Source organism: Streptomyces melanosporofaciens, from assembly GCF_900105695.1.
Taxonomy (GTDB): Bacteria; Actinomycetota; Actinomycetes; order Streptomycetales; family Streptomycetaceae; genus Streptomyces; species Streptomyces antimycoticus.
In genome coordinates, this window is the sequence record NZ_FNST01000002.1 from 6,431,553 (window position 1) to 6,456,238 (window position 24,686).

Annotated in this window: 23 protein-coding genes and 3 pseudogenes; 14 read left to right on the forward strand and 12 right to left on the reverse strand. The window is 72.9% G+C overall.

Annotated features, from left to right (window positions below):
* Positions 1–1,172 (forward strand): annotated as a pseudogene (locus tag BLV72_RS30705) (acyl-CoA dehydrogenase family protein).
* A 45-nt stretch (positions 1,173–1,217) separates the two neighbouring features.
* On the opposite strand, the gene BLV72_RS30710 reads toward BLV72_RS30705, so the two are convergent.
* On the reverse strand, positions 1,218–1,583 hold the full coding sequence (locus BLV72_RS30710; protein WP_093466321.1) for a hypothetical protein: 366 nt from the start codon (positions 1,581–1,583) through the stop codon (positions 1,218–1,220).
* Positions 1,584–1,800: 217 nt separating this feature from the next.
* On the opposite strand from BLV72_RS30710, the gene BLV72_RS30715 reads away from it, so the two are divergent.
* The 5 genes from BLV72_RS30715 (at position 1,801) to BLV72_RS30735 (ending at position 7,696) form a co-directional block, all read left to right on the forward strand.
* On the forward strand, positions 1,801–2,241 hold the full coding sequence (locus BLV72_RS30715) for an Lrp/AsnC family transcriptional regulator (RefSeq protein ID WP_020866923.1): 441 nt from the start codon (positions 1,801–1,803) through the stop codon (positions 2,239–2,241).
* A 66-nt stretch (positions 2,242–2,307) separates the two neighbouring features.
* Positions 2,308–3,951 carry an amidohydrolase gene (locus BLV72_RS30720; RefSeq protein WP_093466323.1) on the forward strand — a complete coding sequence of 548 codons (1,644 nt, stop codon included), beginning with the start codon at positions 2,308–2,310 and terminating at the stop codon, positions 3,949–3,951.
* A gap of 576 nt (positions 3,952–4,527) precedes the next feature.
* Positions 4,528–6,309: an apolipoprotein N-acyltransferase gene (lnt, locus tag BLV72_RS30725; protein ID WP_093466325.1), complete on the forward strand. Its 1,782-nt coding sequence runs from the start codon at positions 4,528–4,530 to the stop codon at positions 6,307–6,309.
* A 308-nt stretch (positions 6,310–6,617) separates the two neighbouring features.
* The gene (locus BLV72_RS30730; protein ID WP_093470642.1) at positions 6,618–7,406 is read left to right on the forward strand and encodes a polyprenol monophosphomannose synthase; all 789 of its coding nucleotides are present in this window, start codon (positions 6,618–6,620) and stop codon (positions 7,404–7,406) included.
* A 101-nt stretch (positions 7,407–7,507) separates the two neighbouring features.
* The gene (locus BLV72_RS30735) at positions 7,508–7,696 is read left to right on the forward strand and encodes a Rho termination factor N-terminal domain-containing protein (RefSeq protein WP_093466327.1); all 189 of its coding nucleotides are present in this window, start codon (positions 7,508–7,510) and stop codon (positions 7,694–7,696) included.
* Positions 7,697–7,721: 25 nt separating this feature from the next.
* Here BLV72_RS30735 and BLV72_RS30740 read toward each other — a convergent pair whose 3' ends face one another.
* Genes BLV72_RS30740 through BLV72_RS48135 form a run of 6 tightly spaced genes read right to left on the reverse strand, consistent with a single transcriptional unit; the run spans position 7,722 to position 11,576 of the window.
* Positions 7,722–9,551 carry a complex I subunit 5 family protein gene (locus BLV72_RS30740; RefSeq protein ID WP_093466329.1) on the reverse strand — a complete coding sequence of 610 codons (1,830 nt, stop codon included), beginning with the start codon at positions 9,549–9,551 and terminating at the stop codon, positions 7,722–7,724.
* A gap of 4 nt (positions 9,552–9,555) precedes the next feature.
* A complete protein-coding gene (locus BLV72_RS30745) occupies positions 9,556–9,900 on the reverse strand; it encodes a sodium:proton antiporter (RefSeq protein WP_059146574.1) in 345 nt (114 codons plus the stop codon).
* Positions 9,897–10,706, reverse strand: coding sequence for an MnhB domain-containing protein (locus BLV72_RS30750; RefSeq protein WP_093466330.1), 810 nt, complete (start codon positions 10,704–10,706; stop codon positions 9,897–9,899). The genes BLV72_RS30745 and BLV72_RS30750 overlap by 4 nt, the downstream gene beginning before the upstream one ends.
* A complete protein-coding gene (locus BLV72_RS30755; RefSeq protein ID WP_093466332.1) occupies positions 10,703–10,984 on the reverse strand; it encodes a Na(+)/H(+) antiporter subunit B in 282 nt (93 codons plus the stop codon). Before BLV72_RS30755 ends, BLV72_RS30750 begins: the two co-directional genes overlap by 4 nt.
* Positions 10,981–11,415: an MrpF/PhaF family protein gene (locus BLV72_RS30760; protein ID WP_093466334.1), complete on the reverse strand. Its 435-nt coding sequence runs from the start codon at positions 11,413–11,415 to the stop codon at positions 10,981–10,983. Before BLV72_RS30760 ends, BLV72_RS30755 begins: the two co-directional genes overlap by 4 nt.
* Complete coding sequence (locus BLV72_RS48135) at positions 11,412–11,576, reverse strand: hypothetical protein (protein WP_167746424.1); 165 nt, start codon at positions 11,574–11,576, stop codon at positions 11,412–11,414. The genes BLV72_RS30760 and BLV72_RS48135 overlap by 4 nt, the downstream gene beginning before the upstream one ends.
* A 265-nt stretch (positions 11,577–11,841) precedes the next feature.
* Between BLV72_RS48135 and fxsA the strand changes: the two genes are divergently transcribed.
* Positions 11,842–12,450: an FxsA family membrane protein gene (gene fxsA / locus BLV72_RS30765; protein WP_093470643.1), complete on the forward strand. Its 609-nt coding sequence runs from the start codon at positions 11,842–11,844 to the stop codon at positions 12,448–12,450.
* 169 nt (positions 12,451–12,619) lie between these two features.
* On the opposite strand, the gene BLV72_RS30770 is transcribed toward fxsA, so the two are convergent.
* Positions 12,620–12,994 (reverse strand): RNA polymerase-binding protein RbpA, encoded by a 375-nt coding sequence (locus BLV72_RS30770; protein ID WP_014056358.1) that lies wholly within the window; start codon positions 12,992–12,994, stop codon positions 12,620–12,622.
* Positions 12,995–13,250: 256 nt separating this feature from the next.
* The gene (gene yczE, locus BLV72_RS30775) at positions 13,251–13,931 is read right to left on the reverse strand and encodes a membrane protein YczE (RefSeq protein ID WP_093466336.1); all 681 of its coding nucleotides are present in this window, start codon (positions 13,929–13,931) and stop codon (positions 13,251–13,253) included.
* Positions 13,932–14,027: 96 nt separating this feature from the next.
* Between yczE and BLV72_RS30780 the strand changes: the two genes are divergently transcribed.
* Complete coding sequence (locus tag BLV72_RS30780; RefSeq protein WP_093466338.1) at positions 14,028–15,551, forward strand: SCO1417 family PLP biosynthesis transcription factor; 1,524 nt, start codon at positions 14,028–14,030, stop codon at positions 15,549–15,551.
* Between the two features lie 50 nt (positions 15,552–15,601).
* Here BLV72_RS30780 and BLV72_RS30785 read toward each other — a convergent pair whose 3' ends face one another.
* Positions 15,602–17,230, reverse strand: a complete 1,629-nt coding sequence (locus BLV72_RS30785) for an RraA family protein (RefSeq protein ID WP_093466340.1) — start codon at positions 17,228–17,230, stop codon at positions 15,602–15,604.
* 1 nt (position 17,231) lies between these two features.
* Positions 17,232–17,426, reverse strand: a complete 195-nt coding sequence (locus BLV72_RS30790; RefSeq protein ID WP_059146566.1) for a hypothetical protein — start codon at positions 17,424–17,426, stop codon at positions 17,232–17,234.
* Between the two features lie 240 nt (positions 17,427–17,666).
* Between BLV72_RS30790 and BLV72_RS30795 the strand changes: the two genes are divergently transcribed.
* The 4 genes and pseudogenes from BLV72_RS30795 to BLV72_RS30810 all read left to right on the forward strand — a co-directional run.
* Entirely contained in the window at positions 17,667–18,089 is a 423-nt protein-coding gene (locus BLV72_RS30795) for an ankyrin repeat domain-containing protein (protein ID WP_093466342.1), read from the forward strand.
* A 185-nt stretch (positions 18,090–18,274) separates the two neighbouring features.
* Positions 18,275–19,527: pseudogene (locus BLV72_RS30800) on the forward strand (ROK family transcriptional regulator).
* A 129-nt stretch (positions 19,528–19,656) separates the two neighbouring features.
* The gene (locus BLV72_RS30805) at positions 19,657–21,099 is read left to right on the forward strand and encodes an ROK family transcriptional regulator (RefSeq protein ID WP_093466344.1); all 1,443 of its coding nucleotides are present in this window, start codon (positions 19,657–19,659) and stop codon (positions 21,097–21,099) included.
* A 100-nt stretch (positions 21,100–21,199) separates the two neighbouring features.
* Positions 21,200–22,054 (forward strand): annotated as a pseudogene (locus tag BLV72_RS30810) (glycoside hydrolase family 16 protein); the annotation flags it as partial.
* Positions 22,055–22,523: 469 nt separating this feature from the next.
* Here the strand turns inward: BLV72_RS30810 and BLV72_RS50255 are convergent.
* On the reverse strand, positions 22,524–22,817 hold the full coding sequence (locus BLV72_RS50255) for a serine hydrolase domain-containing protein (protein WP_244321093.1): 294 nt from the start codon (positions 22,815–22,817) through the stop codon (positions 22,524–22,526).
* Between the two features lie 74 nt (positions 22,818–22,891).
* Between BLV72_RS50255 and BLV72_RS30820 the strand changes: the two genes are divergently transcribed.
* Complete coding sequence (locus tag BLV72_RS30820) at positions 22,892–23,374, forward strand: helix-turn-helix domain-containing protein (protein ID WP_244321094.1); 483 nt, start codon at positions 22,892–22,894, stop codon at positions 23,372–23,374.
* A 27-nt stretch (positions 23,375–23,401) separates the two neighbouring features.
* Positions 23,402–24,676: an amidase gene (locus tag BLV72_RS30825; protein ID WP_093466348.1), complete on the forward strand. Its 1,275-nt coding sequence runs from the start codon at positions 23,402–23,404 to the stop codon at positions 24,674–24,676.
* Positions 24,677–24,686 lie beyond the last annotated feature (10 nt).

Below are 24,686 nucleotides of genomic sequence, written 5' to 3' on the forward strand. Positions count from 1 at the left end.
ATGACCGACCACGGCCCGCAGCCGGTGGAACGCGAGCTGCCCACCGAGGAGGCCCGCGACCTGATTTCGCTCGTCCGCGAGCTGATCGAACGGGAGATCAAGCCCCGGGCCGCCGAGGAGGAGGCCGCCGGGCACTTCCCCGCGAGCTGTTCACCCTGCTGTCCGAGTCCGGGCTGCTGGGGCTGGTCCAGCCCGAGGAGTTCGGCGGCGGCGACCAGCCGTACGAGGTCTATCTGCAGGTTCTGGAGGAGCTCGCGGCGGCCCGGCTGACCGTCGGCCTCGGCGTCAGCGTCCACACCCTGGCCTGCCACGCCCTCGCCCGCTACGGCAGCAAGGAGCAGCTGGCCGAGCACCTTCCCGCGATGCTCGGCGGCGGTCTGCTCGGCGCGTACTGCCTCTCCGAGCCCTCCTCCGGCTCGGACGCGGCCGGGCTCACCACCCGGGCCACCCGCGACGGGGACACCTGGACGCTTCAGGGCACCAAGGCGTGGATCACCCACGGCGGTATCGCCGACTTCTACACCGTGCTCGCCCGCACCGGCCCCGAGCGGACCCGGGGCATCAGCGCCTTCCTCGTCCCGGCCGACACCCCCGGGCTCTCGGCGGCCGCACCCGAGCACAAGATGGGCATGGCCGGTTCGCCGACCGCCCAGATCCATCTCGACGGGGTGCGGGTCCCCGACGCCCGGCGCATCGGCGAGGAGGGCCAGGGGTTCGCGATCGCCCTGTCCGCCCTCGACGCGGGCCGTCTGGGCATCGCGGCCTGTGCCGTCGGCGTCGCCCAGGCGGCGCTGGACGAGGCGCTCGCGTACACCGCGCAGCGGCGGCAGTTCGGCCGGCCGATAGCCGACTTCCAGGGGCTGCGCTTCATGCTCGCCGACATGGCCACTCAGATCGAGGCCGGGCGCGCCCTGTACCTGGCGGCGGCACGGCTGCGGGACGCGGGGCGGCCGTTCTCCAAGCAGGCGGCGATGGCCAAGCTGTTCTGCACGGACGCCGCGATGCGGATCACCACGGACGCCGTCCAACTGCTCGGCGGATACGGCTACACGGTGGACTTCCCGGTCGAGCGCTATATGCGCGAGGCGAAGGTCCTGCAGATCGTGGAGGGCACCAACCAGATCCAGCGGGTGGTCATCGCCCGCGCTCTCGCGGGACCTGAGACCGGCTGAGCCGGGTGTTTCGGTGGGGGCGCGGCACGCGCCCCCGCCGTTCGCCTACCGCCGCGTCACCGGGGAGCGGACCGGCTGCGAGCCGGGGCCGCCGAGGTGCGAGAACGGCTGCGTCCGCCAGTCCAGGCCCGCCGGAAGCGTCAGCAGCAGTGCGGCGTCCCGCTCCCGCGCCTCCAGCGACGCGTCGGCGGGGGCGGCGTCGGCCGCCCGGCGGCCGGTGCCGGCGCAGACCGTGAGCCCGAACGGGTCCCACGGGGAGGAGCACAGGGCGTGCTCGGGAAGAACGTCCTCGTCGGCGAGGAGCGCGATGGGGTGAGCGCAGTCCGGGCAGATCACCCGGAACATCTCATAGGTGTCGTTGTGCTCGTCGGTATCGATGTCGCCTGCGTCGAGGCGCTCGAGATGAGGCATGTGTTTCCCCCTCGGGTGGGCTGGTCGGGCGCGTCGGCCTCGACCACAGCAAGCATTTCCCTCGCGACCGCATAGGTAATCGCGGCAACTCATAGGACACCCATGAGGAGATGTGGTGTTCGTCACATGCCCGGTGCAGGTGCGGCGTACGGGCGTCTGTGTCCGCTGTGCCCGCCCGTTGTGCCGGACCCCTCCCGACCACATAAGGTGATCGGCTGTGGAGGAGTTGGACAGACAGATCGTGGAGCTGCTCGTCAAGGACGGCCGGATGAGCTACACGGACCTGGGCAAGGCCACCGGCCTGTCCACATCGGCCGTGCACCAGCGGGTTCGCCGTCTCGAACAGCGGGGTGTGATCCGCGGCTATGCCGCCGTCGTGGACCCCGAGGCCGTCGGGCTCCCCCTCACCGCGTTCATCTCGGTCAAACCCTTCGACCCCAGCGCGCCCGACGACATCTCCGAGCGGCTCGCCGAGGTGCCCGAGATCGAGGCATGCCACAGCGTCGCGGGCGATGAGAACTACATCCTCAAGGTGCGCGTGGCCACCCCGCTGGAGCTGGAGCACCTGCTCAGCCGGATCCGCTCGCTGGCCGGGGTCTCCACCCGCACCACCGTGGTCCTCTCCACGCCCTACGAGGCGCGCCCGCCGCGCGTCTGAACGCCCGGGCCCCCTTGCCGGGCCCCTTCCGATCCCCCTCATCCGATACCCCCGAGGCAGCCCGCCGTGAACGACCCGACCCCCGCCCAGGCCCCCGGAGGCCGTACCGTCCTGCTGCGCGGAGGTGAGGTCCACAGCCCCGCCGATCCGTTCGCGACCGCGATGGTCGTCGAGCGCGGCACCATCGCCTGGGTCGGCTCCGAAGGGGCCGCGGACAGCTTCGCGGACGGCGTGGACGAGATCATCCAGCTGGACGGGGCGCTGGTCACCCCGGCGTTCACCGATGCGCATGTGCACACCACCGCGACCGGGCTCGCCCTCACCGGACTCGATCTCACCGGCGCCCGTACGCTCGCCGACGCGCTGGAGCGGGTGCGCGCCTTCGCCGCCGCCCACCCCGCCGACCGGGTGCTGCTCGGCCACGGCTGGGACGCCGCCCGCTGGCCCGAGGGACGGCCGCCGTCGCGGGCCGAACTCGACGAGGCGACCGGCGGCCGCCCCCTCTACCTCACCCGCGTCGATGTGCACTCCGCCGTCGTCACCACCGCCCTCCTGGACCGCGTCCCCGGCGTGTCCGACCTGGCCGGCCAGCACGCCGACGCCCCCCTGACCGGCGCCGCCCACCACGCCGTCCGGGCCGCCGCCCACGCGGCCGTCACCGAGCGGCAGCGCACCGACGCCCAGCGGGCCGCCCTCGCCCGCGCCGCCTCGCTCGGCATCGGCTCCCTCCACGAATGCGCCGGGCCCGACATCTCCTCCGAGGACGACCTCACCGGGCTGCTGAAGCTCGCCGCGGGGGAGCCGGGGCCGCGGGTGTACGGCTACTGGGCCGAGGCCGCGAGCAGCGCCGCCGACCTGGACAAGGTGCGCGAACTCGGTGCCATCGGCGCGGCGGGCGACCTCTTCGCCGACGGGGCGCTCGGCTCGCACACGGCGTGTCTCCACCAGCCGTACGCCGACACGCCGCACAGCGGCACCGCCTATCTGGACGCGGCGGCCATCGCCGCCCATGTCATCGCCTGCACCGAGGCCGGGATCCAGGCCGGCTTCCACGCCATCGGCGACGCCGCCGTCACGGCCGTCGTCGAGGGCGTACGGGCCGCCGCCGACAAGGCCGGGCTCGCCCGCGTCCGCGCTGCCCGCCACCGCGTCGAACACGCCGAAATGCTCACCCCCGAGACCATCGCGGCCTTCGCCGACCTCGGCCTCACCGCCTCCGTCCAGCCCGCCTTCGACGCCCTGTGGGGCGGCGAGGACGGCATGTACGCCCAGCGGCTCGGCCTCGGGCGGGCCCGCACCCTCAACCCGTACGCGGCGCTGCTGCGCGCCGGTGTGCCCCTGGCGCTCGGCTCCGACAGCCCCGTCACCCCGCTCGACCCCTGGGGCACCGTGCGCGCCGCCGCCTTCCACCGCACCCCGGAGCACCGGATCTCCGTCCGCGCCGCCTTCACCGCCCACACCCGCGGCGGCTGGCGGGCCATCGGGCGGGACGACGCCGGCGTCCTGGTGCCCGGCGCGCCCGCCGACTACGCGATCTGGCGCACCGGTGAACTCATCGTGCAGGTGCCCGACACGCGGGTCGCCGGATGGTCGACCGATCCCCGCTCCGGCACCCCCGGCCTGCCCGACCTCACCCCCGGCGGTCAACTGCCCGTCTGTGTGCGCACGGTGGTGGGCGGACACACCGTCCACCTCCGGCCGGACGAGTGACGCGCGGGTGCCCCGTACCGCCGAACGATGAGCCCCCGGCCTGTCGTGGCATCTGAACATCGTCCGTACTGACCTGGTCATTTGAGGAAACGGCGCAGGTCATGTGGCTGTTGACAGGGTGCGGTCGGTGGCCGGTAGGTTCGGCCTCGTCCACCACTGGACGCCCGACCGGGGAATCTTCACGCAGTCGTCGAACGCCGCTGGGCCAGAGGGAGACGCGCCGCCGTGGTGCGCCACCACTGGGAGCCAGGTCCAGCGCACGGGGGCGAGGGAGGGATCGCCGGGTCGGCAGGTGCGACCCGGGAGGGGCCCGGACGCTCAGTAGACAACGGCTCTCGGTCGATCCGCAGCCAGCGGGTCCCAGGTCGGCCCGAAGGGCGTCGGGCCCCCACTCCGCACGCGCACACCGGCGGACCGCCCCCGACGCGGGGGCGGGGCCGCCGCCGGGCGAGGAACCCCCGCCATGGCCGAAGCGTTTCCATAGCCCGAGGTCACAATCCGCACCTCGGGACAACTTCTGGGCGCCCGCGTTATACGGTCACTTCACCACAGCACGACCTGTAGGAAGGCCGCACCGTGCCATCGGGTTCCGACACCACCGCCGAAACCGCCCCCACCGGGCCGGACGCAGACCGTCCGGGCCGGCGGCCCGGCTCCGCCGTCACGCCGCCCACCGGCGGCGCCGTCGAAGGCGGCGAGACCCCCGGTGAGGGCGGTGCGGGCGGCGAGAGCGGGACCACGGCGCCCGCGACCGAGCCGTCCACCGGGGAGCGGCGGCCCGGCCGGTGGCGCCGTCTGGGCCTGCTCGCCCGCCGCGAGGCACGGCGCAGCGCGCTCGCGGCGGTCAGCGGGCTCGCGCTCGGCCTCGCCTTTCCGCCGTTCGGGGTGTGGCCGCTGTCCCTGGTGGCCGTCGCCGCCCTGGCCCTGCTCACCCACGGCCGGACCGCCCGCCAGGGCGCCTGGACGGGCTTCGCCTTCGGGGTGCCGTTCTTCCTGCTGCTGCTGAAGTGGCTCAGCGTGGTGGGCTGGGACGCGGTGATCGGCCTGTCGATCATCCAGGCGGCCTTCCTCGCGCTGATGGGAGCCGGCCTGGCCCTGGTCTCCCGGCTGCCGGTACCGGCCCTGTGGCCGCTGTGGACGGCCTGTCTGTGGATCGCCGAGGAGTGGGCCCGCGACCGGGTGCCCTTCGGCGGCTTCCCCTGGGGCCGGCTGGCCTTCGCCAACACCGGCTCGCCCTACACCCCGCTGGCCGCGCTGGGCGGCGCCCCGCTGGTCACCTTCGGCGTCGCGGTGACGGGCGGGGCGCTCGCCTCCGCCGCGCTGGTCCTGTGGCGGCTGAAGCGCGCCGGGGGCCTCTCGCCGCGCGGCGCCCTGCCCGCCGCCGGGGCCGTGGCCGTCGCCGCCGCCGTGACGGCGGCCGGATTCGCGGTGCCCATCCCCACCGCCGCCGCCGACTCGGTCGACATCGCGGTCGTCCAGGGCAATGTGCAGCAGCCCGGTATGGACTTCCTGGGCCGCCCCATGATGATCCTCGACAACCATGTGAAGGCGACTCTGAACCTGGCGAAGGACGTCAAGGCCGGCCGGATCGCCAAGCCCGATCTCGTCATATGGCCGGAAAACGCCTCCGACCTCGATCCCTTCCAGTATCGGGAGGCCTACGCCCGGATCGACGAGGCCGTGCAGGCGATCGGCGTTCCGGTGCTGGTCGGCGCCCTGGTCGACCATCCGACCAAACAGGGCTATGTGGAGAACCAGGGCATCGTCTGGGACCCGAAGAGCGGCCCCGGCGCCTCGTACACCAAGCAGCATCCGGTGCCCTTCGGTGAGTACGTCCCGTTCCGCCAGGAGCTCAGCAAGATCATCACCCGGCTCCAGCGGGTGCCCCGCGACTTCTACCCCGGCGACCACACCGGCGTGCTCAAGGTCGGCCCCGCCCGGCTCGGCGATGTGATCTGCTTCGAGGTCGCCTACGACGAGATCGTCCGCGACACGGTCAACGCGGGCGCCCGGGCGATCGTCGTCCAGACCAACAACGCCACCTACGGGCGCAGCGGCCAGCCCGAGCAGCAGCTGGTCATGTCCAAGCTGCGGGCGATCGAACACGGTCGGCCGGTGATCACCGCGGCCACGAGCGGGATCAGCGCCGTGGTCTCCCCGGATGGCACGATCGAGCAGCGGACGAAAGAATTCACGCAAGATGTGCTCACCGCGCGCATCCCGCTGCGTGACGGCAAGACCCTGGCCGACCGCGTCGGTGCGATCCCCGAGTGGGTGCTCGCTATGGTGGGCGTTCTGTCCTGCGCGGCCGCGATCACGATCGGCCGTCGGGGACGTACGGACGAGAAGGGGCAGTAGCCGTGAGCGACGCACGCGAGGCCGAGGAGCCGCGCCGGAGCAACGACCGTGACGATGCGTCTCACGGGCGGAGAAGCGACCAATCCGACGCCGTGAGCGACGCACCCGAGGCCGGTGAGCCGAGCGAGAAGGCCGCGGAGCCGCTGGCCGGAGCCGGTGAGCCGAGCGCGAAGGCCGAGGAGCGGGGCACCGGAGCCGAGGAGCCCGGCGTGCAGGCCGACGCGCCGCGTACCGATGCCGCGAAGCCGCCCGCCGGAGCCGACGCGCCGCGTAGCGAAGGCGACGAGCCGCTCACCGGCGGCGCGGACGTGGAGCCGCGCCACTCGCAGCAGGACGACGGTGGCCGGCGGAAGTACGGTCCGCTCGGTACGACCTTGGTGATCATCCCGACCTATAACGAGGCGGAGAACATCAAGCCGATCGTCGAGCGGGTCCTGGAGTCGGTTCCGGACGCGCACATCCTCGTCGCGGACGACAACAGCCCCGACGGCACCGGCAAGGTCGCCGATGAGCTGGCCGCCGAGGACGACCGCGTCAAGGTGCTGCACCGCAAGGGCAAGGAGGGCCTCGGCGCCGCCTATCTGGCCGGGTTCCGCTGGGGCATCGAGCACGGCTACGGCGTGCTGGTGGAGATGGACGCCGACGGCTCCCACCAGCCCGAGGAGCTGCCCCGGCTGCTCACCGCGCTCAAGGGCGCGGATCTGGTGATCGGTTCCCGCTGGGTGCCCGGCGGCCGCATCGTCAACTGGCCCAAGTCCCGCGAGTTCATCTCCCGGGGCGGCAGCACATACTCCCGCCTCCTCCTCGATGTGCCGATCCGTGACATGACGGCGGGCTACCGCGCGTTCCGCAAGGAGACGCTCGAGGGCATCGGCATGGACGAGGTCGCCTCCCAGGGCTACTGCTTCCAGATCGACCTGGCCTGGCGGGCCATCAAGGCGGGCTTCCACGTCATCGAGGTTCCGGTCACCTTCATCGAACGCGAGCGCGGCGAGAGCAAGATGAGCCGCGACATCGTCACGGAGGCGGCCTGGCGGGTCATGTCCTGGGGCGTGGGTTCACGGGTCAACAAGATGCTGGGCCGCAAGGAGCCGTAAGCCCGGCTCCGGGCTTGCGGTGCTCCGCCTCCGCGCTCGGAGTAGTCCCACAGGCGTCCTTCCGTCCCGTACCGGACACTTGAGGCGGAAGGAGGCGGAACATGGCTAAAGCGACCACGAAGAGCGGGAAGTCGACAGCGCGCGGCATGGCGGCCCGAGGGAGCGCCAAGTCGGGCAGCATGGAGACGCGGACCAAGGAGGATCTGTACCGCGAGGCCCAGAAGGCGGGCATCGAGGGCAGATCCCAGATGTCCAAGAGTCAGCTGATCTCGGCACTGCGCCACCGCTGACCAGGAGACCGGGCACGTCTCGGTCTCAGCGGACCCCCGGGACGGTCAGCACCGTGAGCAGCGCCGTCCCGGCGACCAGCCAGGCGACGTAGTCACCGATATGCCCGGACTGCAATCGCCGTACGGGCGCGAGTAGGGCGGCCGTCCCGGTGCGGACCGGCCGCCGTACCGCCAGTGTGGCCAGGGTGATGGCGAGGGCCGTGGAGAGCAGCCCGAGCAGGATCCCGGTCGCCTGCCAGTGCGGCGGCACGGACGCCGGGACGGCCGCGGCGCGTCCGTCCAGCACCGACCGCCGGTAGCCGCCGGTGTCGGTGAACAGCGCCCCGGCCCGGTCCACCGCGGAGGCGACGGCCGGGATCACCCCGACCGCCAGCGACCCGGCCAGCAGCGCGGCGGGCACCGCCAGCAGCGGCACCGGGATGCGCCCGAGGCGGCGGCCGGTCTCGGGCTCCTCCTCGCCGGTGGTCTCCGGACCGCTCTCCTGCCCGTCCCGGGGCCGCCGCCCCGCTCCGGCGAAGATCCGCAGCCCGGCGCGCAGCACGGCGCCCCCGGTCACCGCCGACACCAGGACGTAGAGCGCGGGCAGCCATCCGACGGTGTGCCCCGCGGCCTCCTCGGCGATGGCCTTGCCGAGCCCGGAGCCGAACGGCGGCAGCCCGCTCAAGCCCAGACCGCCCACCGCGAACAGGGCCCCGACCTCCGGCAGTTCCCGGGCCCGGCCGAACAACTCGTGCTCGTCCACCGACGCGTATCGGTCCAGCAGCACCCCGGCGCAGGCGAAGAGGGCCGCCTTCACCCCCGCATGGCCGAGCACGTACAGCGCCGTGCCCGAGATCCCCTCGGGGGTCAGCACGGCGACGCCGATCAGGAACAGCCCGGTGTGGGACACGGTCGAGAACGCCAGCAGCCGTTTGAGATGGCGCTGCTGCCAGCACATCACCGCGCCCAGCAGCGCGGTGAGGACGCCCAGCACCAGCAGGGCCCGGGTGAAGTCGGGGTGGGCGAGACCGCCGGGCCCGGCGAAGACCGTCCAGTAGACCCGGGCGACCCCGTAGACACCCAGCTCCACCATCACCCCGGACAGCAGCATGCATACCGGCGTCGGGGCGACCGCATGCGCGTCGGGCAGCCAGAAGTGGAACGGGACGGCGGCCGCCTTCACCAGCAGACCCGTCGTCACCAGGACGAACGCGGCGAGCACCAGCCCGTCCGGCTCACCCGCGTCCAGCTTCCGCCCGATCTGGGCGAACCCCAACTCCCCGGTGCGCGCGTACAGCAGCGTGATGCCCAGCAAGGTGACGTAGGCGCCGAGGGAGTTCACCACCCCGAAGGCCAGCGCGCCCTGCAGCGGTTTGGGCTCCTCGACCCGGAAGCCGGTCAGCGCGTAGGCGACCACGCCCATCAGCTCGAAGAAGACGAAGGCGTTGAACAGATCGCCGGTCAGCGCGAAACCGCACATGCCCGCCTGGAACACCAGGATCAGCGCGGGGAAGGAGCCGGTGTGGCGGCGCGGCGGCTCCTCGAAGTAGCGCCAGGAGTAGACGAGGACGGCGACGACGAGCAGCGAGGTCAGCGCCGCGAGCCCGGCGCCCAGCGGATCGCCGACCAGCACGATGCCCACCCCGCGGCCGCCCACCGGCCGCCAGCCGCCCACCCACTCCACCGGATACGCCTCCGGTCCAAGATGCCCGGCCCGGAACAGCACCAGGAGTGCCAGTACGGCGGTGGCGGTCGCGAAGGCGCAGGCCAGCACGTCGGAGGCGAGCCGGGGCAGCCGCCGTCCGGTGGCCACCAGCACCGCCGCGCCGATCAGCGGCGCCGCCACCACCAGCGGCAGCAGTCGCGCGGTGTCCACCCGGTCAGCCCTTCAGCTCGGACAGGGCGTCCGGGTCGACCGTGCCATGGCGTTTGCGGAGCTGGACGACGAGCGCGAGCAGCAGCGCGGTCACGGTCGCGCCGACCACGATGTCGGTGAGGGCGAGCGCCTGGACGACCGGGTCGACCACCCGGCTGTCGGTGGGCGCGTCGGCGAAGACCGGGGCGGTGCCGCCGTTGCGGTAGCCGACGGCGAGCAGCAGCACATAGGTGGAGGACTGGGTGACCGCCAGGCACCCCACGGCATGGATCAGGTCCCGGCTGGTCACCAGCCCGTACACACCGATCAGAAAGATCCATCCGGCGACCAGGTACGGCAGGACCGTCACGCTCGCTCCCTCTCGTCGTCTCCGTCGTCTCCGTTGTCCGGGCTGTCCCCTGCGCCGCGCGGGCTCCCGTCGTCCGCCCCGGTCTCCTCGATCTCCACGGCCTGGTCCAGGAAGCGGGCCAGCAGGACCACGACCCCGCTGACGACCTCCAGGCCGACGGCCGCGTTGAGCAATGGCACCGTGCCGCCCGAGGACAGGGTCGCGAAGGTGCCGAACGGCAGGACGTTGGCGAGGAACGCCGACCCGGCGAGGACGGCCGCGAGCCCGGTGATGACATAGGCCACCTCGCCCGCGGCCTCCCCGATCTCGTAGAGGGTCAGCGGCCGGATCCGCTCCAGGGCCCGGTAGTCGGCGGCGATGTAGAGCAGATGCAGCGCGGTGGCGGCGACCACCCCGCCCTGGAAGCCGCCGCCCGGGCTGACCTGACCGTGCGCGATCACATACAGCCCCACCAGCAGGGCGAGCGGCAGCATCAGCAGCGCGAACCGGCGCACCCGGGGGTGGACCACGGCGGGCTCGGGATCCTTGCGGTGCTCGTCCCGGGCCTGGCGCAGCAGCACCACGGTGCCGAGGACGGCGGAGAAGAGGATGGTCTCCTCGCCGAGCGTGTCGAAGGCGCGCAGATCGAAGTTGACCGACGCGATGACATTGGCCGTGTGATGGCTCAAGGAGGCTTGTACCGCCCGGACGCCGTACGGGTGGTGGACGGTGCCGAACGCCGGCAGGCCGAAGCAGGCGACGGCGAACAGCACGGCGAACCCGGCGGCGCCCGCCAGGAAGACCCACAGCCGGACCCGGGCGCTCATCGCTCACGGCCCGCCCGCTTGTCCGCGCCGTCGCGGTCCCCCGGGCGGCGCCGCACCTTGCGCACGGTCAGCAGGATCATCAGCGGCGTCACCGCGGAGCCCACGGCGAGCTGCGAGAGCGCGACGTCCGGCGCCTGGAGGAAGGTGAACAGCAGGGCCAGCGCGAGGCCGAGGAAGGACAGCACCAGCGCCTGCCGCACCGGGTCCCGGTTGAGCACGGCGGCGGTGGCGGCGCCCGCGACCAGCAGCAGCGCGACGACGATCAGCACATCGGTCATGCCGTGACGCCCCCCTTTCCACTGCGGGCGCTGGTCACCACGCTGCCCGCGATCAGCAGTGCGCCGATCAGCAGCAGCTTCGCCATGGCCCGGCCGGGCCCGGTCGCCACGCACAGCGGCAGCACCGTGGCGGGCACCCCCACCAGCGCGGTCCACCGCACCAGCCGCGAGTCGGGCAGGACGCCCAGAAAGCGGGCGTAGATCAGCGTTCCGGTGGGGCCGAGCACGCTGACCACCAGCGCCACATCGGTGTACGAGGTCCGGTGGAAGCCCTGCGCGGCCAGCAGCAGCGCCAGCCCGGCCAGCAGCGAGGTGAGGTTCTGGCCGATCAGCCGGTCCTTCGGCGAGCCGTAGGCGATCCGCCACAGCACCGGCCCCAGCGCGAGCAGCGGTACCAGCGCCGCCGCCAGCCAGCCGTCGGAGGTGCTCACCGGTCCGTCACCGCCCGGCGTCCGGCGCGGGCGAGCAGGGCGCCGGCCAGTGCGGCGGCCGCCCCGACCAGGATCTCCAGGGGGTCGACGGTGCCGATCAGCACCAGCCAGATCCCGGTCAGCGCCGCCCACCACACCAGGACCTCCAGCACACCCGTCATTCGACACCTCCGCCGACAGCGGGTACCCGGACCGCCACCGCCGATTCCCCGCGGATTCCGTCCGGTCTCCTCGGGACTCCGCTTCGGGCTCCTGGCCGGACCCTTCTTCGGACTCCGCTTCGGACCCCGCTTCGGACCCTTCTTCGGAGTGCTGGAGCCTCTGGGACACCTCGCACGTTGGAACCCATGAGATCCCCTCGATCCCCTTGGCCACGCGGCCCCGGGCTCCGAATCGCGCACGGGCCCGGGCACACTTGGAGGCATGATGACCGGCGCATCGCAGCAGAGCGACCCGACCCGCCCGAAGCGCTCACGCGCCCGCACCTTCGTGCCGCTGGGGATCGCCGCCTGGCTGGTTCTGGAGATCTGGCTGCTGACATTGGTGGCGGACCTGGCCGGTGGGCTGACCGTCTTCCTGCTGCTGGTCGCGGGCGTGGTGGTGGGCGGGGCCGTGGTCAAGCGCGGCGGCCGCCGGGCGTGGCAGAGCCTGGCCGCGTCGATGCGGCCGGGCGGCGAGGAGGAGCCCGCGGCGCGGCCCGGAAGCTCCTTCACCATGCTCGGCGGGCTGCTGCTCATGGTGCCGGGGCTGATATCGGACGTGGCCGCGCTGGTGTGCCTGTTCCCGCCGACCCGGGCGCTGCTGCGGCGCCGGGCGGAGAGCGCGCTGTCGCGCCGGATGGGGTTCGTCCCCGGATCGCCCTCCGACCCCTTCCTTCAGGCCCGTGAGGAGTGGGAGCGCCGGGGCGCGCAGGCGCGCGCGGAGCAGGGCACGGTGATCCAGGGCGAGGTGATCAAGGACGGGGACGGGCACGACCGGGACCGGGACGGCGATGAAGAACCGGGCCCCGGGCTGCGGCCGCGCGACCGGGGCTGAGCCACCGGGATCGGGGGCCGAGCCACCGGGGCCGGGGCCGAGCCGCCGGGGCCGGGGCTGGGCCACCGGCGGCCACCGCCCCACCTGGGGTCACGTCAACGCGCACAAGGGCCGGGGCCACTGCTCAGCAGTGGCCCCGGCCCTCGCTATCTCAAGTCCGCCGCTTGGATCAGGCAGACTTACGTGTGTCCCGCGGATGCACGGCGATGTTCATGGCACCGGAGCGCAGGACCGCCAGCCGCTCGGCCAGCACCTCCTCGAGCTCCTCGCGGGTGCGCCGCTCCATGAGCATGTCCCAGTGCGTGCGCGCAGGCTTGCCCTTTTTCTCCTCAGGTCCGTCGCCGTCCACCAGGAGTGCCATGGCGCCGCACGCCTTGCACTCCCACTCCGGCGGGATCTCCGCCTCTACCGAGAACGGCATCTCAAATCGATGGCCGTTCTGGCATGCGTACTCCACCGCCTGGCGCGGGGCCAGATCGATGCCGCGGTCGGTCTCGTAGCTGGTCACCACGAGTCGCGTGCCGCGGAGAGCTCGCTCACTCATGAATCGTGCCTCCCGGGCTTGTCGCCCACAGGACAGGTGTCGCTGTCGTCGTCATCCGGTCAACGTCCGGTCGGCGGTGAAGATTCCCGTATTGGGACATGCGTCGCCCGTCGTGCCGCCCCGTTGTTCTACCCACAGGCGCCCGGTTTGTCACATCTGGCAGCAGATGTCACCCAGCGTTTCTGGTACTTTAGCGCGCAGTAACGGTCCGCCTGGTAGGCCAAGGGCGTACACTACCGCTCCGATCGCGCCAGCCCTAAATCAGGTCCCGGACCTGCGGCTGGGCGCCGCCGCGCGCCACGATCCCGGGGCCCGGCGCCCCGGCGGCCGCGGGGCCCGGCGTCCCGGCGGGCGCGGGAATCGCGAAGACGCGCAGGAAGAACTGCGACAGCGGTCCGATGGTCAGCGCGAACAGCACCGTACCCAGCCCCACCGACCCGCCCAGGGCGAAACCGGTGGCCAGCACCGCCAGCTCGATCCCGGTCCGCACCAGCCGCAGCGACCATCCGGTGCGCCGGTGCAGCCCCGTCATCAGCCCGTCCCGCGGGCCCGCCCCGAACCGCGCCGAGATATAGAGTCCGGTGGCCACGCCGCACAGCACGATCGCGAAGAGCAGCATCGGGATCCGCACCGCCAGCGCCTTTTGCTCCGGTATCAGCCACAAGGTGGCGTCCACCACCGGCCCGATCACCATCACATTCGACACCGTGCCCAGTCCGGGCCGCTCGCGCAGCGGGATCCACAGCAGCAGCGCGGCGAGGCCGACGACGACCGTCACCGTGCCGATCGACAGCGAGGTGTGCTCGGCGACGCCCTGGTGGAAGGCGTCCCAGGGGTCGAGACCGACGGCGGCGCGCAACTGGAGCCCCATGGACGTGCCGTACAGGACGAGCCCCACGTAGAGCTGGACAAGGCGGCGTGGAAGGCGATCGGACAATGCGAGCTCCTGGTGTGAGTGGCCTGCGGCATGTCACTCTGTGGCCTGGAACCAGTCCAGTTCTACGGCCAATTTCCGAAAGGTGGACCGCATTCGATGAGTCCATGGACGTCCGCGGTCGGCGCACCCCAACTGGCCCGGCTGCTCGGATCGCAGCACACCCGTGACGGAGTGGTCGCCGGGGCCGCGGCCTCACTGACCGGGGGCCGCCGCGTCCCCGCCTATCGCTCCCTCGCCGACGGCGTACGGCTGCTCATCCTGGAGGGCCGGGTTCCGGTCGCGGCGCGCCTCCCCGCCGAGCGCGAGCTCGCCGCGGCGCTCGCGGTCAGCCGCACCACCGTCGCCGCCGCCTACGAGGCGCTGCGCGGCGAGGGGTTCCTGGAGTCCCGGCGCGGCGCCGGGAGCTGGACCGCCATGCCCGCCGGAAGCCCGCTGCCCACCCGGGGGCTCGATCCGCTCCCGCCCGAGGCCGCGGCCTCCGTCATCGACCTCGGCTGTGCCGCGCTGCCCGCCCCCGAACCGTGGCTCACCCGCGCCATGCACGGCGCCCTGGACGAACTGCCGCCCTACGCCCGTACCCACGGCGACTACCCCGCCGGGCTGCCCGCGCTGCGCCAGGCGCTCGCCGACCGCTACACCGCAAGCGGCATACCGACCATGCCCGAGCAGATCATGGTCACCACCGGCGCCATGGGCGCGGTCGCCGCCGCCAGTCGGCTGATGGTCCGGCCCGGGGAGCGGGTCGCCGTCGAATCGCCCAGCTACGCCAACATCCTCCAGCTGATGCGGGAGGCGGGCGCCCGGCTCGTGCCCGTCGCCGTGGCCGACCAACTCGGGGGCTGGGACATCCCGGCCTGGCGCCAGGTCCTCAGCGCCGCCGCGCCCCGGCTGGCCTATGTCATCGCCGACTTCCACAACCCCACCGGCGCCCTGGCCACCGAGGAGCAGCGCCGGCAGCTCGTCGACGCCGCCCGCGCCGCCGGAACGATCCTGATCGCCGACGAGACCATGACCGAGCTGCGCCTGGACGACGAGGTGGCGCTGCCCCGCCCGGTCTGCGCCTTCGACCCGGGCGGCAGCACCGTGATCACCGTCGGCTCGGCGAGCAAGTCCTTCTGGGCGGGGATGCGCATCGGCTGGGTGCGCGCCGCGCCCGATGTCATCCGCAGTCTGGTCGCCGCCCGCGCCTACGCGGACCTGGGCACCCCCGTCATCGAACAGCTCGCCGTCGCCTGGCTGCTGAACACCGGCGGCTGGGAGGAGGCCATCGAGGTGCGCCGGGCGCTCGCCCGCGACAACCGGGACGCGCTCGTCGACGCCGTCCGACGCCATCTGCCCGACTGGGAGTTCACCGTCCCGCACGGCGGGCTCACCCTCTGGGCCCGCACCGGTGGCCTCTCCGGCTCGCGCATCGCGGAGGCGGGCGCCCGGCTGGGGGTCCGGGTGCCGTCGGGTCCCCGCTTCGGAGTGGACGGCGCGTTCGAGGGGTACGTACGGCTTCCGTTCACCGTCGGGGGAGCGGTCGCCGAGAAGGCCGCCACCCGGCTGGCCGCGGCCGCCGATCTGGTGGCCTCGGGCGCCACGATCGAGGCCGAATCGCCCCGTACGTACGTGGCCTGACCCGCCGGGACGTGCCCCGGCGGGTCACCTCGCCGGGGCGCTCCGGCGGGTCATCCGCCCACGGGCGCCGGGGCTTGGGGCGCCGCGGGGTCCGGGGCGGGGAGCAGCCGGAGCACCGCCTGCCGCTCGGCCTCACTCACCGCCTCGTCGTACGGATCGGGCGTGGCCGGCACCTGGAGGCGGTGCACCGGGCCCGCGCCGAGGCGGGCATAGCCGCGGCCCGGCGGCACCTCGGGCGTCGGCGTGGTGTGCGGCGGCGCCCCGAGGACGGCCGTGACCTGCTCGGAGGAGACCGGGCCCAGCACCACCCGGGCCCGGGTGTGACGCCGCACGGCGTCGCTCAGCGCCTCCGCGGCATCCAGCTGATCGGCCACCACGACCCGTACGTTCGCCGCCCGTCCGTGCCGCAGCGGCACGGCCAGCAGCTCCTGCGGGTCGGTGCGGCCGTCGGCGGCCGCGAGATGGCTCATCACCGACGGCCGGTCCAGCAGGATCCACAGCGGGCGCTGGATGTCCTCCGGCGGCGCATGCCCGAGCTGGCGGGCGCGGTTGGCGCCGATCAGCCGGCGCTCGGTCTCATGGCCCGCCCACTCCAGCGTGGCCAGCATCCCGGCCAGCCCGGACTCCACCGCGAGCACCCCCGTACGCCCGCCCAGGCACGCGTATTCGCCGGTGCCGCCGCCGTCCACCACCAGCACTTCGCCATGGGGCAGTGCCTGCAGCGCGATGGAGCGCAGCAGGGTGGTGGTGCCGCTGCCGGGCTGGCCGAGCGCGAGCAGATGCGGTTCGGTCGAGCGGGGGCCGGTGCGCCAGACCACCGGCGGTACGTCATGGGTCTCCGGCCCGTCCCCCGTCGCCCTCTCGACCCCCGTGCCCACCGTGTCCCCCGCGCTCTCCTCGCAGCTCTCCGGCTCCGCCAGCACCGGCAGCGTCCGCTGCACCGAGGACGGGTCGGTGAAGCCCAGCACCGTCTCACCAGGTGCGGTGACGAAGCGCTGGGCGTGGATCGCGGTGGACAGGGCGGGCAGGACGGTCAGGCTGAGGCCGTTGGCCTCCTCGTCCCACTCGAACAGATATTCACGGCCGCGTCCCGACTTCGCGTACAGCAACTGCTCGATCCGGGTCCGGGCCGCGGGCTCGCCGTCGGTGAAGTAGGCGGGGTAGCGGAGCCGCAGTCGGGTGAGCCGTCCGCCGTCGTCGAAGGCGAAGGAGTCGAACACCGTGGACCAGTCGCCGCCGTGGCTGTAGAGCGGGCTGGGGTCCTCGGAGGCGGAGAAGTACGGCACCAGGGCCTCGTAGAGCGTGCGCAGCCGCTCGGCCCCGTCCGTGCCGGGCGTCCCGGATTCGGCGGGGGCGCGCCCTCGCCCGGCCCAGCCCGCGGCGCCGATCAGACTGATCGCCGCCGCCAGTGGCCCGTACGGCAAAAGGAAGAGAACGAAGCCGCAGGCGACCACCAGGGTGAACACCGGCCCACGGCGGTCGCCCGGCAGCTCCACCCACTTGCGCCGCCCGGTGGCGGCGAGCAGGCGCACCCCCCGGGAGAGCGCGACCAGGGGGTGGAGGACATCGGCGACGCCGTCGGCCGCGGTGCGGGCGAACGCGCGGCCACGGAGGAACGGGATGAGCGGGGTGCCTTCGGCGCCGCCGAGGCGGAGGCGGGGGAGCGGTCTCCGGGCCACGTCAGATCTTGATCCCGCCCAGGAGGCTGGCGAGGCTCGCACCGCCCGCCTTGATGCTCGGAGCGATCGCGGTGGAGGCGAGATAGAAGCCGAAGAGCGCGCAGATGATGGCGTGCGACCCCTTCAGCCCGTCCTTGCGGAAGAAGATGAAGACGACGATGCCGAGCAGTACGACGCCGGAAATGGACAGGATCATCACGGTCTCCTGGCTGATGGGGGACGGTCAGTCACCATGAGTGGTTCCAGGATCACAGCATGTATGGGTCGGGCGAAAGGTGCAATTGGGTGGATTATCGGTGTAATCATCACCATGGAGGCGTGGCGCTCCGCGTCGACCGCCTCCTCCCGTGGGGTGACCACCTCCTCGGGTGACTCGGTCGCCGTCCTTAGGGTGGGTGATCACATACCGAGGTAGCGAAGCCGGAGGCGACAGGCCATGACCCCATCGAACCCCGAGAGCGAGCCCGCCCACGACCCGGAGGTGCTGCAACTGGCGTCCAAGGTCTTCGACCTGGCCCGGCAGGGTGACACCGATACGCTCGCCGCCTACGTGGACGCGGGCGTCCCGGCCAACCTCACCAACGACAAGGGTGATTCCCTGCTCATGCTGGCGGCCTACTACGGCCACCCCGCGACGGTGTCGGCCCTGCTGGAGCGCGGCGCCGACCCCAATCGGGTGAACGAACGGGGCCAGACGCCCATCGCCGGGGCCACGTTCAAGGGCGAGGAGGAGGTGCTGAGGGTGCTGCTGGCCAAGGGTGCCGACCCTCGCTCCGGATCGCCCTCGGCCGTCGAGACGGCGCGGATGTTCGGGCGGGAGGATCTGCTCGCGCTGTTCCAGGCGCCGGGCACGGAGTAGCGGGCCGCGCGGCGGCGGCCAGGGGCGGCTCTGGCCGGCCCGTCGGCTGCCCTTGACGGTCGGACGTCATCGACCGTTCAAAAGGTGAAGCGCGAGACTTCATTCAGACCGTGAGTTAAGCGATGAAACCAGTCGGCGTCAAGAGCGGCCGCGTCAGGTAGGTTCGGGCCGGGGGAAGGAGCCCGATGGGTCAGATGAACCGACGGACCGTCCGCGACCTGCGGCGCGGCAACCGCTCGACGCTGCTGCGCCAGTTGTACTTCCAGGGTCCGGTGAGCCGTCAGGAACTGGGGGCGCTCACCGGGCTCAGCTCCGGTTCGGTCAGCAACGTCGTCGGCGAACTGCTCGCCGACGCGCTGGTGGAGGAGGCCGGGTCCGTCGAGTCCGACGGCGGCCGCCCCCGTACGCTGCTGCGGGTGGCGCCGGGCAGTGGCCATCTCATCGGGGTCGACGTCGGCGAGACCCATGTGCGGGTGGAGCTGTTCGACCTCATGCTCACCGAACTGGCCCGGTGGGAGCATCCGCTGACGCCCGGCGGGCTGGAGAGGGACCCGGAGCCGGTCGTCGGCCACATCCTGGCCGGCCTCGAAGCGGTCGTCGCCAAGAGCGGCACGGAGCCGGAGGCGGTCATCGGCGTCGGGGTCGGTGTCCCCGGCGTCGTCGAACAGGGCGACGAGGTCCTCGTCCACGGTCCGACCGCCGGTCGGGACGCGGTGCCGCTGGAGCGGCTGCTGCGCACCGGCACCGATCTGCCGCTGTTCATCGACAACGGCGCCACCGCGCAGGGGCAGGCCGAGATGTGGTTCGGGGCGGGCCGCGGCGCGGACAACGCGGTGATCGCGCTGATCGGCTCCGGCGTCGGCGCGGCCATCGTGACCGCCGGGGCTCCGTACCGGGGCGCGACCAGCAGCGCGGGGGAGTGGGGGCACACGGTCGTCCAGGTCGGCGGGCGCGCCTGCCGCTGCGGTGCGGTCGGCTGTCTGGAGGCGTACGTCGGGGCGCAGGCGGTGCTCGACCGCTACGGGCGCGCGGCGCCCGGCGACCGCCCGGGGAAGGCGGCGCGGACGGTGTCGAGGAGGGCGGCGCGGAGGGCGCCGGTGAGGACCAGCAGGCCGCGTTCGCCGCGATCGTGGGGGCCGCCGGAACCGAGACGCGGGCGCGCGAGGTGCTGGAGGAGACCGCCGCCTATCTCGGTGCCGGTATCGCCGATCTGATCAACCTCTTCAACCCCGAGCGGATCATCCTCGGCGGCTGGGCCGGACTGCTCCTCGGCGGCCGGGTCCTCCCCAGGATCCGGGCCGCCACCGCCTCCTACGCACTGCACCGGCCGTACGCGCAGACCGAGATCGGGCTGGCCGAACTGGGGCCCGACGCCGTGGCATTGGGTGCGGCCACCCTTCCGCTGGCACACTTCCTCGCCACCGGCGGAGCGCGCTGAGGGTTCGACTTCTGTCGGTTCAGGGGGAGTTGGGTCGGGGCCCGCCTCAAATTCTTTGAGACAAGAAGGTCCAGACCTATTGACATGACTCGAACAGGGCTGGACATTGTGTCTCCCCGGAGGTGACCGATGACGGCCCAGGCGCAGGCAGCCCAGCCCTCGCTGCGCACCACCGTGCGCGATCCGCGGCACGGCAGCCGCGCCTCACTGCTGTGGACGCTGTACTTCCACGCCCCGCTCACCCGGCAGGAGCTCGTCCGCCGTACGGGGCTCAGCGCCACCACCGTGCGCACGGTCATCGGCAAACTGATCGCCGAAGGCGTCGTGACCGAAGGGGCCGTCACCAACGGCCTCATCACCCCGAACTCCATCACCCCGACCACCATCACCACCGGCACCGTCGTCAAGGACGCCGCCACCAAGGACGCCGTCACCAAGGGCATCGCCACCGAAGGTGTCGTCGCCGAGGCGGGATCGGCCCTCGGCGCGGCGGGCCGCCGGGCCGGCGCCCGGCTGCGGATGGTCCCCGAGCACCGGTACGTCATCGGCGTCGAGGTCGCCGACACCCGGGTCCGCGTCGGGCTGTTCGACCTCACCCTCACCCAACGGGCCGGTGTGGTCTACCCGTTAGCCCCCGGGGAGCGCGACGCCAAAGCCGTCGTCGGCCACATCCTGACCGGTCTGGACGCCGTCGTCGAGGAAGCCGCAATCCCCCAGGGGCACATCCTCGGCGTCGGCATCGGCGTATCGGCCACCGGCTGGAACACCCTCCCCCTGGAGCGGCTGCTGAGCACCGGCACCGCGCTGCCCCTGCACATCGACAACGGCGCCGAGGCCATGGGCCGGGCCGAAATGTGGTTCGGCGCCGGACGCGGCGTCCAGCACGCCGTCGTCGCGGTCATCGGCTCCGGCGTCAGCGCGAGCGTCATCACCCACGGCGCCCCCTACCGGGGCTCCACCAACAGCGCGGGCGAGTGGGGCCACACCACCGTCCAGGCCGGCGGCCGCCGCTGCCGGTGCGGCGCCCGCGGCTGCCTGGAGGCGTACGTCGGCGCCGAGGCGGTCCTGGAGCGCTTCCGGCAGGCCCGGCGCGGCCGCACCACCCCCGGCGCCGACAACGAGTCCACGTTCGCCGCGCTGCTCGCGGCCGCCGACACCTCGTCCGCCGCACAGCGCGTCCTGGAGGAGGCGGCGGTGTATCTGGGCGCCGGAATCGCCAACCTGGTCAACCTCTTCAACCCGCAGCGGATCATCCTCGGCGGCTGGGCCGGGCTGCTGTTCGGCGCCCGCATGCTGCCGCGGATCCGCGAGACGGTCGCCGCGCAGGCGCTGCGCCGGCCGTACGCCCACACCACCATCGGGCTGTGCCGGCTCGGCCCTCACGCGGTGGCGCTCGGCGCCGCCACCGTCCCCGTCGGCCGCTTCCTCACCGAGGACGCGCACCGGCCCGCCCGTCGCCCGGCCACCGCCCCCCATCGAGCGCTGACGGGCACCCCTCCCGACCGTCCCCCGACCGCCACACCCCGACGAGCGCTGATGGGCACCCCTCCCACCCGTACGCCCGTGCCCTAGCGCCGCGGAACCCGGCCCCCAGCCGCCGGACGCACACCTTCCCCCCACCGGACCGGCACCCACCGGTCCCATCCCCCACACAGGAAGGCACCACCGCTCCATGAGAAAAACTGTGCGCAACACCGTGATCGGTCTGCTCTCCGCGACCGCGCTCGCCGCCACCCCCTGGCTCACCGCCCCGGCCACGGCCACCCCCACGGCCGCCCCCAAGGCCACCAACGCCGCCGCCGCCGAGTTCACCGACAACTTCGACGGCCCGGCGGGCAGCGGGGTCGACGGCTCCAAATGGGGCGTGGAGACCGGCGACAACGTCAACAACCACGAGCGGCAGTACTACACCGACGGCAACAAGAACGCGGCGCTGGACGGCAACGGCAACCTTGTCATCACCGCCCGCAAGGAGAACCCGGCCAACTACAACTGCTGGTACGGCCGGTGCGAGTACACCTCCGCCCGCCTCAACACCTCGCAGAAGTTCACCACCGCCTCCGGCCATGTCGAGGCCCGGATGAAGCTGCCGCAGGGTCAGGGCATGTGGCCCGCGTTCTGGATGCTCGGCAATGACATCGGCAGCGCCGGCTGGCCCAACTGCGGCGAGATAGACATCATGGAGAACGTGGGCTTCGAGCCCAGCACCGTCCACGGCACGCTCCACGGCCCCGGCTACTCCGGCTCGGGCGGCATCGGCGCCGGCTACACCCTCCCCAACGGCGGCAAGTTCTCCGACGCCTTCCACACCTTCGCCATCGACTGGTCGCCCAACAAGATCACCTGGTCCGTCGACGGCAACGTCTACCAGACCCGCACCCCCGCCGACCTCAACGGCAACCGCTGGGTCTTCGACCACCCCTTCTACATCATTCTCAACCTGGCCGTCGGCGGCTACTGGCCCGGCGACCCGGACGGCAACACCTCCTTCCCGCAGCAGTTGGTCGTCGACTACGTCAAGGTGACGGGCGGCAGCTGACGGAGACAGCCGATGTGGAGGCCCGCTGAGCGGTGGCCTCGGTCGTCATCCGGGGCGGACCGCTTCCGAGACCGCCACGACGAGGGCTTCCACATCGGCTCCCCAGCGTGAGACGAGCGTGAGGTCACGGGCCGGGTCCACCCACCAGAGGTGGTTGCCGCCGTTGCCCCGGGCGCAGCGCCCGGTCGACGGGGCTGCGGCCACACCACGCGGCCGTCGTTGAGCCACCAGGACAGCCCGTACTCCGGTTTGGCGGAACACGGTGTCCACAGCTCCGCGATCCAGCGGCGGGAGACGACCCGGCGCCCGGCCCACTCCCCGCCCGCAGGGCAGAGCCCGCCGACGCGGGCCGGGTCGAGCGCGCTGATCCACAGCCCGCCGCCCCAGCGGGCGCCGGCAGGCGGATGCCGCCGACGTCCACGTGGGAGTTGCCGTAGCCGTGCCATGACCATGAGGCTCAGGCCCCGATGGGCTCCATGACACGGGTGCGCGGCACCTCCGGCAGCGGACGCCGCAACAGGACGGTGAGCGCGAGCGCCGTCAGATTCACCCGGACATCGTTGTGGGCCCACCCCTCACCGGGCGGTCCGCCCGCCGACTCCGTGCCCTCGCGGACGCTCTGGGCGTCCACGCGCGTCGGCTTTCCCCACAGCTCGCCCTCCCACCGGCTCGTCTGGTCCAGCAGATGCCGCCGGGTGATCCCGCGCCCGTGCTCATCCGCGAACTGGGGCAGCTCCACGCAGGTGTGCACGGGCTCGTCCAGCCGCAGCAGTCCCTCGTCGAAGGGGCAAGCGTTACCCCGGGCTCATGCCGATCCTCACGTCCATGAGGCGCGAAGTGTGCGCCGGACGCGTGGGTTTCGCCGGAATTCTCGCCCGGCTGGCCGAAGTGGCGGCGGCCATGATCGTGCGGGGCTGGATCGAATGCGGATGCGACAACACCTCCGGCCTCGTGGCCGCGTTGCGCGACCCCCGCCTGGCCTGCGCCATCCTGGCCCTGCACCGGCAGCCCGGGCATCACTGGACCGTGGCCGAGCTGGCGGCGGAATGCAATGTCTCCCGGTCCGTCTTCGCGGACCGATTCCACACCACGATCGGCATGCCGCCGCTGCGCTACGCCACGGAGCTGCGGATGCTCCTCGCCGGCCAGTGGCTGGCGCAGGACACCGTGCCGATCCAGTCCGTGGCGCAGCGCCTCGGCTACACCTCGCAGGCCGCCTTCAGCCGTGCCTTCAAACGCGTCACCGGCCGCCCGCCCGGCGCCGGCAGGGACAACCCCCGGGCAGGGGCCGCTGAGGAGGTGGGCTGACGCGGGGGCGGCGTAGCCTCGGGGTTCGTGGATACCTTCTGTGCCACCGCGGCCGCCCATGTCTGTGACCGGATCGAGGCCGCCGACGGGGAGATTCGGGCCTTCGTCCCCGAACCCGGCCGCCGTGAGCGGCTGTTGCGCGAGGCGCGCGCGGCCGATGAGCGGTGGGACGGTCCGGGCGGGCGGCCGGCGTTGTTCGGCGTGCCGGTGGGCGTCAAGGACATCGTGCAGGTCGACGGGCTGCCCACACAGGCCGGTTCGGACGTTCCCGCCGAGGCGCTGGCCGGGCCGCAGGCCTCGCTCGTCGATCGGCTGCGGGCAGTGGGTGCGCTGGTGGCGGGCAAGACCGTCACCGCCGAGTTCGCCGTGACCGCTCCCGGTCCCACCCGCAATCCGCACCATCTCGGCCACACTCCGGGCGGCTCCAGCAGCGGTTCGGCCGCGGCCGTCGCGGCGGGGATGGTGCCGCTGGCGATCGGGACCCAGACGATCGGCTCGATGATCCGCCCGGCCGCCTACTGCGGGGTCGTCGGCTTCAAGCCGACCCATGGCCGCATCCCCTCCGACGGCGTGATCGCCAACGCCCCGACCTTCGACACCGTGGGCCTCTTCGCCCCCGACATGGCGACCCTCGCCCCGGCGGCGGCCGTGCTGTGCGACGACTGGCGGCCGTCCGGCGACGGCGAGGCGGTGACGGGGCGGCGGCCGGTGCTCGGCATCCCGCTCGGCCCCTACCTCGACCGCGCCGGCGCCGAGGCCAGGAGCTCCTTCGAGGAGCGGGCGGGGCGCCTGGAGGCGGCCGGATTCACGGTCCGCCGCATGCCCTTCCCGGACGACTTCGACCGGGTCGTGGCCGAACGGGTGGTGATCGGGCGTTACGAACTGGCGCGGACCCACGCCGTATGGTTTCGGCGCTATGCGGAGCGGTACCGCGAGGAGACCGCCGAGGCGATCCGGCAGGGGCAGCGGATCGGTGACGACGCGTACGCCGCGGCCCTGCGCGAACGTGCCGCCTTCCGCGACCGGCTGGTGGCCGCCATGGACCGGGAGGGTATCGATCTGTGGATCAGCCCGGCCGCCACGGGCCCCGCGCCGTACGGCCTGAAGAGCACCGGCGACTCCGTGATGAGCCTCCCCTGGAGCTATGCGGGAGTCCCCGCCCTCGCCCTGCCGGCGGGGCGGGCAGCGGGCTCCCTTCCGCTGGGGATGCAGTGCGTGGCCCGGCCGGGGGCGGACGAGCGATTGCTGGGATGGGCCCTCGACATGGAGTCGACCCTCGCCGGGTCCTCGGCACCCGTATGATGGGCATCCA

Bases quoted from the DNA above. Each gene is read 5' to 3' on its own strand.
- BLV72_RS30710 (WP_093466321.1), bottom strand. From the start codon at position 1,583: ATGCCTCATCTCGAGCGCCTCGACGCAGGCGACATCGATACCGACGAG.
- BLV72_RS30735 (WP_093466327.1), top strand. From the start codon at position 7,508: ATGGCTAAAGCGACCACGAAGAGCGGGAAGTCGACAGCGCGCGGCATG.
- BLV72_RS30750 (WP_093466330.1), bottom strand. From the start codon at position 10,706: ATGAGCGCCCGGGTCCGGCTGTGGGTCTTCCTGGCGGGCGCCGCCGGG.
- BLV72_RS30755 (WP_093466332.1), bottom strand. From the start codon at position 10,984: ATGACCGATGTGCTGATCGTCGTCGCGCTGCTGCTGGTCGCGGGCGCC.
- BLV72_RS48135 (WP_167746424.1), bottom strand. From the start codon at position 11,576: ATGACGGGTGTGCTGGAGGTCCTGGTGTGGTGGGCGGCGCTGACCGGG.
- fxsA (WP_093470643.1), top strand. From the start codon at position 11,842: ATGACCGGCGCATCGCAGCAGAGCGACCCGACCCGCCCGAAGCGCTCA.
- BLV72_RS30770 (WP_014056358.1), bottom strand. From the start codon at position 12,994: ATGAGTGAGCGAGCTCTCCGCGGCACGCGACTCGTGGTGACCAGCTAC.
- BLV72_RS30780 (WP_093466338.1), top strand. From the start codon at position 14,028: ATGAGTCCATGGACGTCCGCGGTCGGCGCACCCCAACTGGCCCGGCTG.
- BLV72_RS30790 (WP_059146566.1), bottom strand. From the start codon at position 17,426: ATGATCCTGTCCATTTCCGGCGTCGTACTGCTCGGCATCGTCGTCTTC.
- BLV72_RS30795 (WP_093466342.1), top strand. From the start codon at position 17,667: ATGACCCCATCGAACCCCGAGAGCGAGCCCGCCCACGACCCGGAGGTG.
- BLV72_RS30805 (WP_093466344.1), top strand. From the start codon at position 19,657: ATGACGGCCCAGGCGCAGGCAGCCCAGCCCTCGCTGCGCACCACCGTG.
- BLV72_RS30820 (WP_244321094.1), top strand. From the start codon at position 22,892: ATGAGGCGCGAAGTGTGCGCCGGACGCGTGGGTTTCGCCGGAATTCTC.